Genomic DNA, 15,379 nt, shown 5'->3' with positions numbered 1-15,379 from the left:
CGCGCGGCGTCGATCTGCGTCAAGGATCGCCGCTGCGCTGCTGAGTCTCGCCATGGCCTCGTCCGCCATGGCGGCGACGCAGGACGCGAGCCTCGACGCCATCGTCGATGCGACGATGGCGCGCTATCACCCGGCCGGCCTCGCCGTGGGCGTGATCGATCACGGCAGGATCGTCTACACGCGGACGGTGGGCGAGCGCGTGGCCGGCTCGGGCGAGAAGGTCGACACCGACACGCTGTTCAAGATCGCCTCCAACAGCAAGGCGATGACCAGCGCCCTGCTCGCCCGTCTCGTGCAGGAGGGCAAACTGCACTGGGACGATCCGGTACGAAAGTACCTGCCCACGTTCCGCATGAGCGATCCCTGGGTCACCGAACACATGCAGGTGGGCGATCTGCTCACCCATCGCAGTGGCCTGCGCGAAGGCGCCGGCGACCTGATGCTGTGGCCGGAACCGAATGCGTTCACGCGCAAGGACATTCTCAACGGGTTGGCTTACCTCAAGCCCGCTTACAGCTTCCGCGCCGGTTACGCCTACGACAACCTGCTCTATGTAATAGCCGGCGAAGTCGCCGCTGCAGCGGGACACGACAGCTACGGCGCACTGCTGCGACGCGAAGTGTTCGAACCGCTCGGCCTCGCTCGCTGCCAGATCGGTCGCTGGAATCGCGACACCGTGGGCAACGTCGCGCAACCGCATGGGCGCGAAGGCGAGCACAACGTGGTCGTCAACGCCGACGATGCGATCGTGCCGGACATCACCTCCGCCGCCGCAGGTGGTGTGCGCTGCAGCCTCGATGACATGCTCACCTGGGCACGCAACTGGCTGGCACCCACACCTGCGCAGCTCGCCTGGCTAACCCCTGCGCAACGGCAGATCCTGTGGACGCCCTACACGCCCATGCCGATCTCTCCGCGTCGTCTCAGCTGGGACGGCACGCGCTTTTACGCGTATGGCTACGGCTGGCGCCTCGCCGATGCTGATGGCCAGTTCACCGTGTCGCACACGGGTACGTTGTCGGGCATGTACTCGGCAATGGTCTTGTTGCCGAACCGACAGTCCGGCTTCGTGGTGCTGATCAACAGCGAGGCCGAGGATGCGCGCACGGTGCTCATCGAAACGCTGACCAAGCATTTCACGGCACCCAACGATACGCACGACGTGAACTGGTATGCCGACCAGCTTGCCGCCTCGGCATCGGCACCCGAACACAAGGCACCCCAACCTGTGTCAGAGCCGGCCACGGCCAAGGACTTGGCCGCCCAACTGGGCCGGTGGCGCGACCCATGGTTCGGCGCCATCACGGTGTGCCCTCGCGATGGCGCGGTCCGTTTCACCGCCACCAAGTCTCCGCGCCTTGTGGGTACGGTGATGCGCGCAGGCGATCGCTACCTGGTGCACTGGGACAAGGGCGAGGTTGATGCATGGATGGACTTTCCCGCGCACCCCGGCGAGTCGATGCACATGAGCAAAGTCGATCCGGCCGCTGACTTCAGTAACGACTTCGAAGATCTCGCTTTCCGTCGGGAGCACGGCTGTGACTAGCGTCCTTCGTCCCGCATGTTTCCTTATCGTCCTTTTGTTGGGCACAAACGCCACGGCGGATAGCACGCCGACGCTGTCGCCCGCCAGGACCGCCGAACAAGCAGGGCTGGTGGATATCCGCCAGCTGGTGCCCGACATCACCGAAGACATCAAGTACGCCGGCAGCGACAACTTCGTCGGTACACCTGTGGATGGTTATCTCGCGCCGAAATGTTTCCTGCTCAGGCCGGCTGCCGAAGCTTTGGCACGTGTCGAACGCGATCTGCGCAAGCAGCATCGTCGACTGCAGCTGTTCGACTGCTATCGCCCTGCCCGTGCGGTGGCGCATTTCGTGCGCTGGGCTGGCGACCTGTCCGACCAGCGCACCAAGGCCGCGCACTATCCCGATCTGGACAAGCGTGCCCTGCTCGGCGACTACATCGCGCCGGTATCGGGCCATAGCCGCGGCGCCACGACAGACCTGACGCTGCTGCAATGCGATGCCCGCGATGCGCACTGCGCGCCGCTGGACATGGGCACCGATTTCGATGTCTTCAGCACGCGGGCCAACACCGAATCGCCACAAGCCACAGCTGCGCAGCATGCCAATCGCGCGCTGCTAAGTGCGGCCATGGAGCATGAGGGCTTTCGCAACTATCCGATGGAGTGGTGGCACTACACGCTGTCGCCCGAACCCACGCCCGGCACTATCTATGACGTACCGGTGCAGTGATCGCCCTTCACTTCTGACAAGGTCTGTCCCGATGCGCGTGCTTGCCTTGCTGCTCATCCTGCTTTGCACAGTCGACGTCCACGCCGCCGCACCCGCTGCCGCTGATATCGACGAGATGATGAAGCCTTACCAGGGCGATGCCCCTGGTGCATCGCTGCTGGTGATCAAGGACGGCAAGGCCGTGATGCGTCGCGGCTACGGCATGGCCAACCTGGAAACCCGCGAGAAGGCCACGCCGGCCACCAACTACCGCCTCGCCTCAATGAGCAAGCAATTCACCGCCGCGGCCATCCTGCTGCTGGCCGAACGCGGCAAGCTTGGCCTCGACGACCATGTCCGCCATTGGTTGCCGGAACTTCCCGCGGCGCATGAGCAGATCACCATTCGCCAACTTCTCAGCCACGGCGGCGGCCTGATCGACTACGAAGACCTCATGCCAGCGGACGCGACCGAACAGATCAGCGATGCGGACGTGCTGCACATGCTGGCCACCGAACCGCGCAGCTATTTCGCGCCGGGCACGTCGTATCGCTACAGCAACGGCGGGTATGTGCTGCTTGGCTTGATCGTGGAGCGTGCATCGGGCCAGACGCTACCTGACTTCCTCTCGAAGAACATCTTCCAGCCGCTGGGCATGGCCCACACCCTGCTGTATCAACGTGGCGGCCCTGAGGTATCGAATCGCGCCTACGGCTACAGCGAAGAGAACAGTCACTGGATTCGCACCGACCAGAGCCCCACCAGCGCCACGCGCGGCGACGGCGGCATCTATTCGTCCATCGACGATCTGGCGAAATGGGACGCGGCGCTGTACGACCGTCGCCTACTTTCCGATGCCTCGCGCAAACTCGCCTTCAGCCCACAGAACAAGGTGAGCGACGAAGCGGACGTGGACAGCTACGGCTCCGGCTGGCGTGTCCACGGCGATGTGCTGTGGCATTCGGGCGAAAGCATGGGCTTTCGCAACGTCATCATCCGCTGGCCGAAACAGCGCCTCACGGTGGTATTGCTCAGCAATCGCAACGACCCGGAGCCCTATCGCACGGCGCTGGCGATCGGGCAGAAGTATCTGGGGAATGGAACGTGAGTCTGTCGCGCACAGGGTGCGCTCCTACAGGAGTGCGCCAACGAAGTTTCTGCAGGAGCACACCCTGTGTGCGACCCGGTGTACCTCAACGCCCACCCAATGCAGGCTGGGGAAACGCCAATACATCTGCCGTGTAGCTCTCTACGACGAGGCTAAAGGGGCGGTTGTCCTGATCGAACAACACCGCGCGATGCTGCAGCACGTGGTGCGGAATCGCCAGCTTGCCGGTGGCGACGGGCAACGGCGCACCGTTCTCCCAACCTTGCGGCAACGGCGACCACAACAGTTCGGCCGAGAGCGTCTGGCGTCGGAAATGCAGCGGCTGCACGACCTTGCCGAACGGCATGTCGGTGCTGTCGAGCTCATGGTTCATCGCAGCAGTAAGCCGCGAAGGCACGTACCAGTTGTCCGCTTCGGACAGCACATGCCCACCGCAAGCCAGTTGCACGCGCCGATAGCGCACGGGTTCGTCCGCACCGATGCCGAGTTGTGCACGCGCGCCCTCGGGCAGCGGTTTGTCCTCGCCCTGCACGCGTTCGGCGATAACCTTCGCTTCCGGAGCCAGATGGTGCGCGCCGCACCAGCGCTCCAGCGTCAACGTGGCGCTGGGGTGACTAAGCAGGTCGGCGTTGAGCGATTGCAGCAGCGCCAGCACTTCTACCCGCGAGGCAGCATCGTCGCGCCACACGGGCGCCGTGTCCGGCGAGCGTGCGGATACGGGCGACAGCAGCAGTCCACCACTCAGGCCAAGTGCACACGACAACACCGCACCGCCACGCACCTTTCTCATGCTCAAAGCCCCTTGGCCGCTTGCGCCACAGCGCGAAACAGCGCGCGGCCCTTGCTCATGGTCTCTTCCCACTCGGACGCGGGATCGGAGTCGTAGACGATGCCGGCGCCAGCCTGGACGTGTAGACGTCCATCCTGAATCACCGCGGTGCGGATGGCGATGGCAGTATCCGCATCGCCCCACCAGCCAATCCAGCCGATGGCGCCGGCGTAGATGTTGCGCTTGTACGGTTCCAGCTCCTGGATGATTTCCAGTGCACGGATCTTCGGCGCACCGCTGAGCGTGCCGGCGGGAAACGTTGCCTTGAGCACGTCCATGTAACCCACATCAGGGCGCACCCTGCCCTGCACCTGCGACACGATGTGCATCACGTGCGAATAGCGCTCGACCGCGAAGGACTCGCTCACTTCCACGCTGCCCGTCTCGCTGATACGGCCAATGTCGTTGCGGCCGAGGTCGATCAGCATCACGTGCTCGGCGCGTTCTTTCGGATCGGCCAGCAGCTCGGCTTCCAGTGCCTGGTCTTCTTCCTCGGTGGCGCCGCGCTTGCGCGTGCCGGCCAGCGGGCGTACGACCACCTTGCCGTCCTTCAGGCGTGCGAGGATCTCCGGCGAAGAGCCGACGATCTGCGTATTGCCGAGATCGACGAAGTACATGTATGGCGAAGGATTGAGCGCGCGCAAGGCGCGATACACATCGACCGGTCGTGCGTTGAAACCCACGCTGAGGCGCTGCGATGGCACCACCTGGAAGATGTCGCCGGCGCGAATGTATTCCTTGGCGCGCTCCACCATCGCCTCGAACTCCTCCTTGGTGAAGGAGGACTTGAAGTCACTTTCGTCCAGCGCGGTGGACTGGTTGAGTTGCGGATACGACACGCCGCTCTGGCGCAGTCGATAGACCAGCGCATCAAGGCGACGCTGCGCCTCGGCATAGGCGTGCGGTTTCGACGGATCGGCATGGACGATCAGGTACAGGCGACCCTTGAGGTTATCGAATACGGCCACTTCCTCGGCGAGCATCAGCAGCACGTCGGGCGTGCCCAGCTCGTCGGGGCGATCCCACTGCGCCAGGCGCGGCTCGATGTAGCCGATGGTCTCGAAGCCGAAGTAACCGACCAGGCCGCCGCTGAAGGCAGGCAACTGCGGCAGGCGCGGTACGTCGTACTGCTGGCGTAGGGTTTCGATCTCGCCAAGCGGATCTTCCACGTGGCGACGCTCGGTCACCTCACCGGCGTCCTCCACTTCCAGCTCGTGACCGCGCAGCCGGTACACGCGCTTCGCCGGCAGGCCGATGATCGAATAGCGTCCCCAGGTGGCGCCGCCCTCGACCGATTCGAACAGGAAGGTGTACGGGCCGTCGGCCAGCTTCAGGTACACCGACAGCGGCGTGTCGAGGTCGGAAAACACCTCGCGCACCAACGGGATGCGGGTATGGCCCTGCGCAGCCAGTGCGTCGAATTCGTCTCGGGAGATCACGTGGGGAAAGTCCGGATGGCCAAACGTCGATAGCGGAAAGCGCTGCCCGGGCCGTCATTCCGGCGATGGCCCGACAAGGGCACAGCCGCAGAACGACCCGTGGTGCGAGCCCGTAGGGCCAGCGTAGCGAGCCATCCAGTGTCCGCGCCTTCGTTCAAGTCGCTGGTTCCCGGTGTGGGCCGGGAAAACGGCTCATGCCGAGCCTTCCTGGGGCGGGCATTGTAGGCATAGTCGGCCGACGAACCGAAATCCACGTACGGCTTGTCCACCCGGCGCTGCACGCCTACCCTTGCCCTGTAGCCGCCGACGCGGCATCCGCAGGGGATTCGAAGGGTATGGACCACCGTTGCCTGGTACTTTCCGGCCGCCTGCTTGACGGGCAGGACCCTTCCACCGTCCACGCGCGCCTGGCTGCCGCGTTCGGCATGGAGATGGGGGGCTTCCGCGAGCGCGTGTTCGAGCGTGCGCCCCTGATCATCCGTCGCGGTCTGGATGCCGCCACCGCCGAGGCCCAGATGGCGCAGCTGCGAGGCATGGGAGTGGAAGCCGACGTTCTGCCCGATAGCGACCGCCTGATATGGCTACGTCGCCAGGACCAGGTTCGCGGACCGATTCCCGAGGACACCCTGGCCCGCTACGCACAGCCGGGCGACCAGTGGTGTCACGACGGCGGCCAGACGTGGTTCGCCTGGCAGCCTGTGCCGGACACCATCGTTCCCGCGTCGCTGCCCGAAACCGACGAGGCGCCCGAGGACATCGAGTCAGCCATTTCGACCGGGCCGCATGAGACGCCGCCGCCCTTTGATGTCCATGATCTTGGACACGGCGAACCGCCGCCGCTTCCCCCGATGTCGCCTGTCGGGGCAACCCCTTCGAAGCCACCGATATCCACGCTGGCCATCGCGGCGGCGCTACTTGGCGTCCTGTGTTTGTTGTGGCGCCCGCTTTCACCCATCGCCGTGCTGCTCGCCCTGGGCTCGCTGCTTTATCTGTATCGCCGCCCGCTTCTGCGTGGACGCGCGTATGCGGTGGTCGCGCTGTTGTTGAGCGCCACTGCGTTTTTCCTGTGGATGCAGCGCCCCGCGCCAACGCCGGTAGCGCAGCCCTACGTGCCGCGCCCGCTGCAGCCCATGTCTCCGGGCACGCAGGCAGCGCCCACGGCGTCGTCGCCCACGCAATGCACAGTCCAGTCGCCCGTGCCGAAGAATGACGAGGACCGTTTCCTGCTCACCGGCCAGCGCATCCTCACCGGTCGCGCGCAGCGCAAGGGGGACACGTATGTCGCGGAAGCCGCCGTGTCGGTGGATGACAGGTGCCAGCCCAGCGCATTGCAGCTCTACGTATTCCACCACGGCGTGTTCATCGGCACGGCGCTGGAAACCGCTGCCCTTCTCGCCAACACACGACTGACCGACTTCGACCTCACTGACGACCAGCACCTGCGCGTCACGCTCGCGCAGTGCACGGACAAGCCGGGTGACTGCGCGGCCACTACCGTGCGGCAAATCGCGGTGTTGCCGGGCGGCGGCGGCTGGACGTTGGGCGAGGTGAAGTAGCGTTATTGCCGTTGCAGCAGCGGCAGCTACAGCCGCTGTCGCGGCATGCCGTGCAATTGCAGCGTGAACGCCACACCGCTGCCGTCCTCGAGATTGCGGGCCATGGCTACGCCACCGTGGCGCTCGGCCACCAGTCGCACCACATAGAGCCCCAGACCCAGATGTGGTGCATCGCCGGGCGTCGCCTTGTCGCGCAGGCTCACCAGTGAATCGAACAAGCGGCCCTGCATGGCCGCCGGTAGTAGCTGGCCCTGGTTGGCAAGTTCGATCTCGGCACCATCATTTACCAGACGCAAGCTCAGGCGCATCCAACCGCCATCGGGCGTGAACGACAACGCGTTGTCGAACAGCTTGTCCAGCGCCTGCGCAATCAGCTCCGGTGCGCAGTGCAGGTGCAGCGGCTCAGCGGGCAGCACGGTCTGGAATTGGCGCGTGCCCGCAAGCGGACGATAGGCATCGCTACAACCACGCACGACTTCCACAAGATCGACGTCTTCGGGCTCGGCTGCGGCGATGGCGCGTTCCATGCGACTCGCTTCGCTCATGGCACGCACCAGCGCACCCAGTCGTGCCACACCATCACGTGCACGCGACAGGTAGGGCTGTGCTTCGGGCGGCATGGCTTGCTGCGCCTGCAGCGTGTGCTCGAGGTTGTCGAGCGAAGACTTCACGATGGCCAGCGGCGTATTCAACTCGTGCGAAAGCTTGGACGCCAGCGTGCGCAGGTAATCGGTGTAACCACCCACGACGTCGAACAGCCGCTCAAAGCTGCGGGCGAGATCGCCGATCTCATCCTCGGAACCGGTCATGGGGAAAGGGCCGTCCAGACGTCCATCGTTCAGCTGCGCGCGCTCGGCCGCATCGCGCAACCGCCCCAGACGCAAGCTCAAGCGTGTGGCAAACACCAGAAGGATCGCACCGGCCACCAGCAGTACGCCGAAGCTGGTAAGCAGCAGGCCAAGCAGCGCGCGGTTGGCCAGCAGCGGTACGGCACGACTGGCCTGCTCCAGCAACAGCACGCCACGTACCTGTCCGTCGCGTTCGATCGGCACGGCCGCCGCCAGCACCACGCTGCCGCGCGCCTCGCCCTGGCGCCACAGCGTGGTCGGTTTGCCTTCACTCGCCGTGCGCACCTCGGCCACATCCAGACGTGGAGCGTCTTCCATCCACGGCTCGGCATCTCCCACCTGATCGGCCAGCAGAGAGCGATAGACCAGCGCAGCGAACCAGCCGGGCTGGTCGCCTGGCGCGGTAGTCGGCGTCGCGAGATGCCCTGTCTGCGCCAACAACCAACCCTGCGGCGCCAGTACGCGGGCCTGCACACCGTCAAGCGCGAGCTGTCCCAGCTCCTGGGAGAGCGCCGGCGAATAGGTCTCCAGCGGGCGTCCCTGCACCGCCTGCGGATCACCGCCAGCGCTCGCGTCATAGATCGACAGCCCCAGCGAATCCAGCCCCAGGCTGCGCGGCAAGCGCAGCTCCACGCGATAGCCGCTGCCGTCCTCCTGCCATTGCGCATTGATCAACGCGGGCAAGCCGTCAGCCGGCGGATCGAGCGCCCGTGCCGCCGCTGGCCCGGGAGCGGCACTGGCCAGCAGGTAGCGGCGCGTCAGATCGCCCTTGCCTAGGCTAAGCACCAGATGATCAGCCATGAGCGCATTGGGATCCCCCGCATCGGCGCGCGTGCGCTGCGTACTGCGCACGTCGGCATAGAGGTAGAGCCAGTCGGCGTCCTCGGCCAACAGCAGCTTGCCGCGCTTGTTCAGCGGCTGGCTCCACGGCGTGAGCGGCGCCCAATCGTCAGCGTAACCATCGATGGTGATGGGGTTGGCGGCCTGCTGCACGTACCAGGCCGGACCGCTCGGCGGCAGCGGCGCATCAGTGACCACCAGGCTGCGCGCCATTGCACGCGCCGAGGCGGTGAGTGCCTGCGCCTGACCTTCGCGCAGCAGGGTTTCCATCTGGCGCACGTACAACCAGCCGGCCACCGGCAGGGCCAGTGTGCACAGGGCGACGAGCAGCAGTTTGCGGCGCAGGGTCATGCCAGGACGATACCGAAAACGCAGCTCAATGCTGCGTTTTCGCGGCAGCCGGTGGCACGGAGTGATTCACCATGTAACGCGACTGCTCCACCACCTGCCGGAACAGCGCCAGCAGTTCATCCTTCTGCTTGTCGTCATGCGCGAGCGCCATCGACCAGCTGAAGCGGATACCGGCAGCCAGGCCCGGATCGCAGAACACGACCACGTCATCCTTGTGGTCGGAGCCTTCGTACAACACGCCACGACAAGCCAAAACCTTGTTGGCGAGCGCGAAGACGCCTGCTTTGCCGCTCGGATCGCGATCCAGGTAGTGGTGGCGATCGTCCTGCACCTCGGCTTCCAGCGAGGACAGCTTGGACGGCCATACGTTGAGCACCATCACGCGATCCGGCTCACCGGTCCACTCGCCCTTGTACAACACCTCGTTGACGCCTATGGCTTGTGCATAGACGCAGCAATCCTGCGTCCAGCCATCGGGCAATTCGGTATGAATGACCCAACCCGGTATGTCGCGATCGGTCTTGCCGTAGACCAGCACCTCCTTGTCATTGGCCGCACCGGCGGCCTGTACCGCGAAGGAAAACAGCAACAACACAAACATCCAACACGAACGCTTCATCACGGCTTCCATCGATAGCCCACGCCGTGCACCGTTTCGATGGCGTCGAACTCCGGCGCCACGGCAATGAACTTCTTGCGGATGCGCTTGATGTGCGAAGTGATGGTGGCGTCATCCACCACCAGTTCGGCTTCGCGCATCAGCTGGTCGCGGTTCTTCACGTGACCGGGGAAGCGCACCAGCGTGTGCACCATCCAAAACTCGGTGACGGTGAGCGGAATCTCCTCGCCCTTCCAGGTGATGCGCATGCGTTCGGATTCGAGCTTGAGCGGGCCGTGCTCGATCACCGTTTCGCTGCTGGCGGGCACCTTCAACGATTCGATACGGCGGAACAGTGCCGCGATGCGCGCAGCCAGCTGATGCAGGCTGGTGTCCTTGCTGAGGTAATCGTCAGCGCCCAGGCGCAGGCCGGAGATCACGTCGAAGTCCGAATCACGCGCCGTGAGGAAGATGATCGGCAGCGTGGCCGACTTGGCGCGCAACTCACGGCACAGGTCAAAGCCACCCTCCGGATCGTCACCCAGGCCGATGTCGATGATGACCAGCTCGGGCAAGCGCATCGCGAATGCACCCGAGGCCTCCTGTCGCGAGCCGTAGCCGCGCGTCTCGTAGCCAAAGCGGGTCAGCGCCTCGACATAGTTGGCGCGAATCAGCGGTTCGTCCTCGACGATGGCGATACTGCGGCCCATGGTTTACTCCGGCGTGGCAATGGCGCGCAGCGTGAGGCGTGCGACCCCGGCGCGCAAGCCAGCTGAGAGCGATGCCCGCGTTTCGCCATTTACCGTCGGCAAGCCGCCATAGGGCGTGTGCGACGACGCGACAGGCTCTGCCGATCGTCCATGCCGAGGTGGACGACTTTCTGGGGCGCTTCAGGCGAAACGCAAAATCTCGCACAACGCTGAGACCAATGCTGCCCGCGCGATGGCCGATCTTGCCCGCGTCCTGCCATTTTCGGGTCCCCGTGCATGCCCCAGCGGGTGGCCGAATGGAACCGTCTTCGCAGGAGCTTGAACCATGCGTCCCACCGGCCAGCCGCCCGTCGATCCCAATGCCGAATTGCGCGACTTCGAACCGCTGCGCGTGGTGCTGGCAGTGGGCGCGCTCCTGCTCGGTCTGGTCATGAGCCTGCATTGAGGAGGCCAATCATGAACGGCGATATCGAACTGAACGATCCTTTCCTGTCACCTGCCGTGGAAGGCATGGAGGCGGCTGGTGCGCACGGATGCGCACCGGTCGCCGGGGCCGATGAACCGGACCCGGACTGGCAACCGCTTTAAAGCAACTCGTCCAACCCCCTGGCACGTTCCTTCCCCGCCTCTGGCGGGGATTTTTTGCAAGGCTGAACAAATTTGCGCTTTGGGGAACCAAATGGAATGCGCCCGGTCAGACCTTACGGTGATCGCGGATTCTTGCCGTGGATCCGCGGCTCACTGTGTGGTCTCCTCACACGTCGTTCCGACGAAACTTGTCCCGGCGCTCGCTGCGCCGGGATTTCTTTATGGGCCTCAGGCGCCAGCCGACGCCAGGTTCTGGCGCATCGCTTCGATCACAGCCTTGTAGTCCGGCGCGTTGAAGATGGCCGAACCAGCCACGAAGGTATCCGCGCCCGCCGCTGCGATCTCGCCGATATTGGCCGCCGTGACCCCGCCATCGATCTCCAGCCGAATGGCCCGGCCGCTCTCGTCGATGCGACGGCGCACCTCGCGCAGCTTGTCCAGCGCGGACGGGATGAATTTCTGCCCGCCAAAGCCCGGGTTGACCGACATCAGCAGGATCAGGTCGAGCTTGTCCATCACGTAATCCAGCCAGCTCAGCGGCGTGGCCGGATTGAACACCAGGCCAGCCTGGCAGCCCGAATCCTTGATCAGGCCGATGGTGCGGTCGACGTGTTCGCTTGCCTCCGGGTGAAAGCTGATCAGGCTGGCGCCGGCCTTGGCGAAGTCCGGCACGATACGATCCACGGGCTTGACCATCAGATGCACGTCGATTGGCGCGGTGATGCCGTAGTCGCGCAGCGCCTTGAGCACCATCGGTCCCATGGTCAGGTTGGGCACGTAGTGGTTGTCCATCACGTCGTAATGCACCCAGTCCGCGCCGGCGGCCATCGCCTTGGCGGTGTCCTCGCCCAGCCGGGCGAAATCGGCGGAGAGGATGGAGGGAGCGATGACGTTGGCTTGCTTGCTCATTTCGGTCATTCCTGTAGGAGCGCACCCTGTGCGCGACCTGAGGTTAGGTGCCGGCTGCGGTCGCGCACAGGGTGCGCTCCTACAGGTCGACGCTGAGTTTATTTGAAGCCGCGTTCGGCCTTGACTCGCTCGTACGCAGCGTTGATTTCGCTGGCGCGGGACTCGGCCTGCTTGCGCATCGCCTCGGGCAGGTCGCCCAGGCGATCGGGATGATGTTCGGAAATCAGCTTGCGATAGGCGCGTTTCACCGCCCGGTCGTCCGCGCTGCGCGAGATGCCGAGCACGGTGTATGGGTCAGGCCCTTGCGTACTGCGCTGCGGCGGCACGTATCCGCCGTTGCCGTTGCCATACGAACCGTAGCCGCGCGAGCTGCCCGTGGCATTCCAGGCATAGCCCTTCATCGCCATCAGTGCCATCAGCTCCATGTCGCTCACGCGCAGCGCGAACGCGAGCTGGCGCAGGATGGCCATCTTCTCCGGCGGTGGATTGCCTTCGGCCAGTACGGTCTCGATCACCACGTCCAGCACGGGGAACGCATGATCGCGACGCAGGCCCACCCAGCGACGCAGTTCTTCGATGGCCGGCGTGACGTTGAATTCCGGTTGCTTGCCCGCGTTGAACGCGGTGATGGCCTGTTTGCGCTGCTCGTGCTCCAGGCCCATCCGCTGCATCACACGTTCGGCCACGGCGATCTCGGCTTCCGACACGCGGCCGTCCGACTTGGCCACCGCACCGAGCAACTCAAACAGCGGGCTGATATAGCCACCGGCCTGGGGCGTGGCGCGCCGCCGCTGGCCCTGGCGCAGGCTGTCGATGATGAAACCGGTGATGCCGCCAACCACGGCGCCAGGCAAGCCGTGACCGAAGATCAGTCCGAACAGGGCGAGCCAGAGGGTCCAGGTAAAAGTCATGGGGTGCCTTGGGGTTGCGGCGTTTGCGCGCTGTACCAGCGTGCCAGTTCGTCGAGGTCGGCGTCGCTGACCGGGCCGATGGCGGCGCGCATCAGCGGTGCGTTGCGGCGGCCATCGCGGTATTGCTTCAACGCTTCGCGCAGGTAATCGAGCTTCTGTCCGGCCAGGTTGGGCGCGCCGGGAATCTGCGCCATGCCGGTTTCGCCGTGGCAGGCCGCACACAGTCCGAGGCGGGCCGGCTTGGGCGGCGTGGCAGCGAAGGCGGGCACGCCAGCGATCAACAGCGCCATGACGAGGCCACACGCCCCCACCGTATTGCGCGGGCGAGGCGCGACATCCATGAGGGGCGGTTGGACCATGTCGAAAGACCCGGGCTCAAAAAGCGCCGATTCTAGCAGCCACCGATGCGCTGGCCGAATGCGGGCGAGGCAGCGCGACACGTCCCGCACAGGCGCCACCCGTTACAATCACTGGCTTGATCGCCGGCCCCGGTACGGGCCGCCTCACCGTTTTCCCGTCCTGGCCAGCCAGGCGGCCAGCCAGGAGCGTACGAACGTGCCAACCACCCTGCTGCAATCGAACCTGCCCGGACTGGAGCTGATCCATCGCGGCAAGGTGCGCGACGTTTACGCGCTGCCGGGGAATCGCCTGCTGATCGTGGCCAGCGATCGCCTCTCCGCGTTCGATGTGGTGCTGCCCGATCCGATCCCGGGCAAGGGTGAGATGCTCACGCAGATCTCCAACTTCTGGTTTGGCAAGACCGAGCACCTGGTGCCTAACCACTTGCTGCAAACGCCGCTGAGCGATGCGCTGCCTGCCGGCACCGACCTCAAGCTCTACGAGAAGCGCGCCGTGGTCACTCGCCGCCTGAAACCGGTGCCGGTGGAGGCGATTGCGCGCGGCTACATCATTGGCTCCGGCTGGAAGGACTACCAGGCCACCGGCTCGCTGTGCGACATCAAGCTGCCCGCCGGCCTGCAGCAGGCGCAGCAGCTGCCCGAACCGATCTTCACCCCATCGACCAAGGCCGCCGTGGGCGACCACGACGAGAACGTGAGCTTCGACGCCGTAGTGGCTGCCGTGGGCGCCGACCTCGCCGAGCAGGTGCGCGAGGCCACGCTGTCCATCTACAAGTGGGCAGCCGCGTATGCGGCCGAACGCGGCATCATCATCGCTGACACCAAGTTTGAATTCGGCACCGACGAGGACGGCAAGCTCTACGTGATGGACGAGATGCTCACGCCCGACTCCTCGCGCTTCTGGCCGGCCGATTCGTACCAGGTCGGCATCAGCCCGCCGAGCTACGACAAGCAGTTCGTGCGCGATTACCTGGAAACGCAGGACTGGAACAAGAAGGCGCCGGGTCCGCACGTGCCTGCCAACGTCATCGCTGGTACGTCGGCCAAGTACGCCGAGGCGCTGCAGCGTCTTGCCGGCATTGCGCTCGACTGATGCGCGCTATCGAAGACTGGCTGGAGAGCTACAGCGCCGATCACCAGCATCCGACCAATCGCGCGCTGCACTGGATTTGCGTGCCATTGATCCTGTGGTGCGCAATCGCGCTGATGTGGACCATTCCGGTGCCGCCGATGATTGGCCGACCCGGCTTCTGGTCCGTGGCTGCGCTGGTACTGGTGTTCGCGTGGTACTGGAAGCACTCGCGTCGGCTCGGCGCCGCACTTTTTGTGGCACTGGCGCTGCTGTGCGTGCTGACCGAGTTCGCGTATCGCCAGCTCGGGCCGTCCACACTGCGGCTGACGGCGCTTGGCGTGTTCGTGGTGGCCTGGATCGGGCAATTCATCGGCCATGCCATCGAAGGGCGACGCCCCAGCTTCCTCACCGACCTTGCCTACCTGCTGGTCGGGCCGGCGTGGCTGATGGACAAGTTGCTGCGCCGCGTTGGCGTTTAAGTCCCCTTACTTCCATCCGTCATGTCAGCGCAAGCTGGCATCCAGCGCCTGCGCAACGGTCCAAACAAGGCACTGGATTCCGGCTTTCGCCGGAATGACAGTCATGATGCAGCCACTCTCGGAATTCGCATGACCATCCTGCTTACCTTGATCAGCACCCTGCTTTGGTGGGTGCTTTACAGCAGTATCGGCGCGCTGTTCTTCGCCATCATCGCGTGGACGGTGCTGCGCTGGATCGAGCGTTGCCCGGTGGTGTTCAACCGCACCTATCTCGCCTGCCTGGTGTGGAACCTGATCGGCATGCTGATCGTCGTCGGCGTAGCCATGCACGAAGGTCATACCAAGCCGCCCTACGCACCGTTGCTCGGTTCGATGCTGTTTCGCGGCGCACTGGTGGTCGACATGGTGGTTGGCGTTTTCGTGTTGTGGCGGCTTATTCCGCGCATCGATGCGCGTCGCATCCGTCCTACCAGCGCATGCATGGCAGTGGCTGCGGTCATGGCGGTGGGCTTTGGCGTGGCGACCAATCTGGCGAGTTGAGCCGG

General features: G+C 64.9%; 16 protein-coding genes. 8 read left to right on the top strand and 8 right to left on the bottom strand.

From position 1 onward, the window contains the following. The first annotated feature begins 52 nt into the window (after positions 1 to 52). From AC3CBN_RS07525 to AC3CBN_RS07515, 3 genes are read left to right on the top strand one after another with little or no spacing between them, the layout of a single operon-like run. Positions 53 to 1,546 (top strand): serine hydrolase, encoded by a 1,494-nt coding sequence (locus tag AC3CBN_RS07525; RefSeq protein WP_488636189.1) that lies wholly within the window; start codon positions 53 to 55, stop codon positions 1,544 to 1,546. A 25-nt stretch (positions 1,547 to 1,571) separates the two neighbouring features. After that, the gene (locus AC3CBN_RS07520) at positions 1,572 to 2,258 is read left to right on the top strand and encodes a M15 family metallopeptidase (RefSeq protein WP_488636682.1); all 687 of its coding nucleotides are present in this window, start codon (positions 1,572 to 1,574) and stop codon (positions 2,256 to 2,258) included. Positions 2,259 to 2,271: 13 nt separating this feature from the next. Next, positions 2,272 to 3,345, top strand: coding sequence for a serine hydrolase domain-containing protein (locus tag AC3CBN_RS07515; protein WP_488636681.1), 1,074 nt, complete (start codon positions 2,272 to 2,274; stop codon positions 3,343 to 3,345). Between the two features lie 85 nt (positions 3,346 to 3,430). Here AC3CBN_RS07515 and AC3CBN_RS07510 read toward each other — a convergent pair whose 3' ends face one another. Together AC3CBN_RS07510 and trpE are read right to left on the bottom strand one after the other, a co-directional pair. Further along, positions 3,431 to 4,135 carry a hypothetical protein gene (locus AC3CBN_RS07510; RefSeq protein WP_488636188.1) on the bottom strand — a complete coding sequence of 235 codons (705 nt, stop codon included), beginning with the start codon at positions 4,133 to 4,135 and terminating at the stop codon, positions 3,431 to 3,433. Positions 4,136 to 4,137: 2 nt separating this feature from the next. Beyond that, positions 4,138 to 5,613 (bottom strand): anthranilate synthase component I, encoded by a 1,476-nt coding sequence (gene trpE, locus AC3CBN_RS07505; RefSeq protein WP_488636187.1) that lies wholly within the window; start codon positions 5,611 to 5,613, stop codon positions 4,138 to 4,140. A 335-nt stretch (positions 5,614 to 5,948) separates the two neighbouring features. On the opposite strand from trpE, the gene AC3CBN_RS07500 reads away from it, so the two are divergent. After that, entirely contained in the window at positions 5,949 to 7,169 is a 1,221-nt protein-coding gene (locus AC3CBN_RS07500) for a hypothetical protein (RefSeq protein WP_488636186.1), read from the top strand. 26 nt (positions 7,170 to 7,195) lie between these two features. Here AC3CBN_RS07500 and AC3CBN_RS07495 read toward each other — a convergent pair whose 3' ends face one another. From AC3CBN_RS07495 to pdsR, 3 genes are read right to left on the bottom strand one after another with little or no spacing between them, the layout of a single operon-like run. After that, positions 7,196 to 9,208: an ATP-binding protein gene (locus AC3CBN_RS07495; protein ID WP_488636185.1), complete on the bottom strand. Its 2,013-nt coding sequence runs from the start codon at positions 9,206 to 9,208 to the stop codon at positions 7,196 to 7,198. Between the two features lie 25 nt (positions 9,209 to 9,233). Next, positions 9,234 to 9,827, bottom strand: coding sequence for a hypothetical protein (locus AC3CBN_RS07490; protein ID WP_488636184.1), 594 nt, complete (start codon positions 9,825 to 9,827; stop codon positions 9,234 to 9,236). Continuing rightward, a complete protein-coding gene (gene pdsR / locus AC3CBN_RS07485) occupies positions 9,827 to 10,516 on the bottom strand; it encodes a proteobacterial dedicated sortase system response regulator (RefSeq protein WP_488636183.1) in 690 nt (229 codons plus the stop codon). The genes AC3CBN_RS07490 and pdsR overlap by 1 nt, the downstream gene beginning before the upstream one ends. A gap of 456 nt (positions 10,517 to 10,972) precedes the next feature. Here pdsR and AC3CBN_RS07480 point away from each other — a divergent pair, with 456 nt between their 5' ends. After that, positions 10,973 to 11,104 carry a hypothetical protein gene (locus AC3CBN_RS07480; protein ID WP_488636182.1) on the top strand — a complete coding sequence of 44 codons (132 nt, stop codon included), beginning with the start codon at positions 10,973 to 10,975 and terminating at the stop codon, positions 11,102 to 11,104. 228 nt (positions 11,105 to 11,332) lie between these two features. On the opposite strand, the gene rpe is transcribed toward AC3CBN_RS07480, so the two are convergent. From rpe to AC3CBN_RS07465, 3 genes are all read right to left on the bottom strand, one after another. Beyond that, positions 11,333 to 12,013 (bottom strand): ribulose-phosphate 3-epimerase, encoded by a 681-nt coding sequence (rpe, locus tag AC3CBN_RS07475; RefSeq protein WP_488636181.1) that lies wholly within the window; start codon positions 12,011 to 12,013, stop codon positions 11,333 to 11,335. Positions 12,014 to 12,111: 98 nt separating this feature from the next. After that, on the bottom strand, positions 12,112 to 12,924 hold the full coding sequence (gene djlA, locus AC3CBN_RS07470) for a co-chaperone DjlA (RefSeq protein WP_488636180.1): 813 nt from the start codon (positions 12,922 to 12,924) through the stop codon (positions 12,112 to 12,114). Continuing rightward, complete coding sequence (locus tag AC3CBN_RS07465; RefSeq protein WP_488636680.1) at positions 12,921 to 13,214, bottom strand: c-type cytochrome; 294 nt, start codon at positions 13,212 to 13,214, stop codon at positions 12,921 to 12,923. Before AC3CBN_RS07465 ends, djlA begins: the two co-directional genes overlap by 4 nt. Before the next feature lie 265 nt (positions 13,215 to 13,479). On the opposite strand from AC3CBN_RS07465, the gene AC3CBN_RS07460 reads away from it, so the two are divergent. The 3 genes from AC3CBN_RS07460 to AC3CBN_RS07450 all read left to right on the top strand — a co-directional run bounded on the left by AC3CBN_RS07460 (position 13,480) and on the right by AC3CBN_RS07450 (position 15,374). Continuing rightward, a complete protein-coding gene (locus AC3CBN_RS07460; RefSeq protein ID WP_488636179.1) occupies positions 13,480 to 14,376 on the top strand; it encodes a phosphoribosylaminoimidazolesuccinocarboxamide synthase in 897 nt (298 codons plus the stop codon). After that, on the top strand, positions 14,376 to 14,834 hold the full coding sequence (locus AC3CBN_RS07455; protein ID WP_488636178.1) for an Mpo1 family 2-hydroxy fatty acid dioxygenase: 459 nt from the start codon (positions 14,376 to 14,378) through the stop codon (positions 14,832 to 14,834). The genes AC3CBN_RS07460 and AC3CBN_RS07455 overlap by 1 nt, the downstream gene beginning before the upstream one ends. A 129-nt stretch (positions 14,835 to 14,963) precedes the next feature. Further along, a complete protein-coding gene (locus AC3CBN_RS07450; RefSeq protein WP_488636177.1) occupies positions 14,964 to 15,374 on the top strand; it encodes a hypothetical protein in 411 nt (136 codons plus the stop codon). Positions 15,375 to 15,379 lie beyond the last annotated feature (5 nt).

It is taken from the genome of Dyella sp. OK584 (genome assembly GCF_057787755.1).
This window is presented reverse-complemented; position numbering and strand designations above follow the sequence as displayed.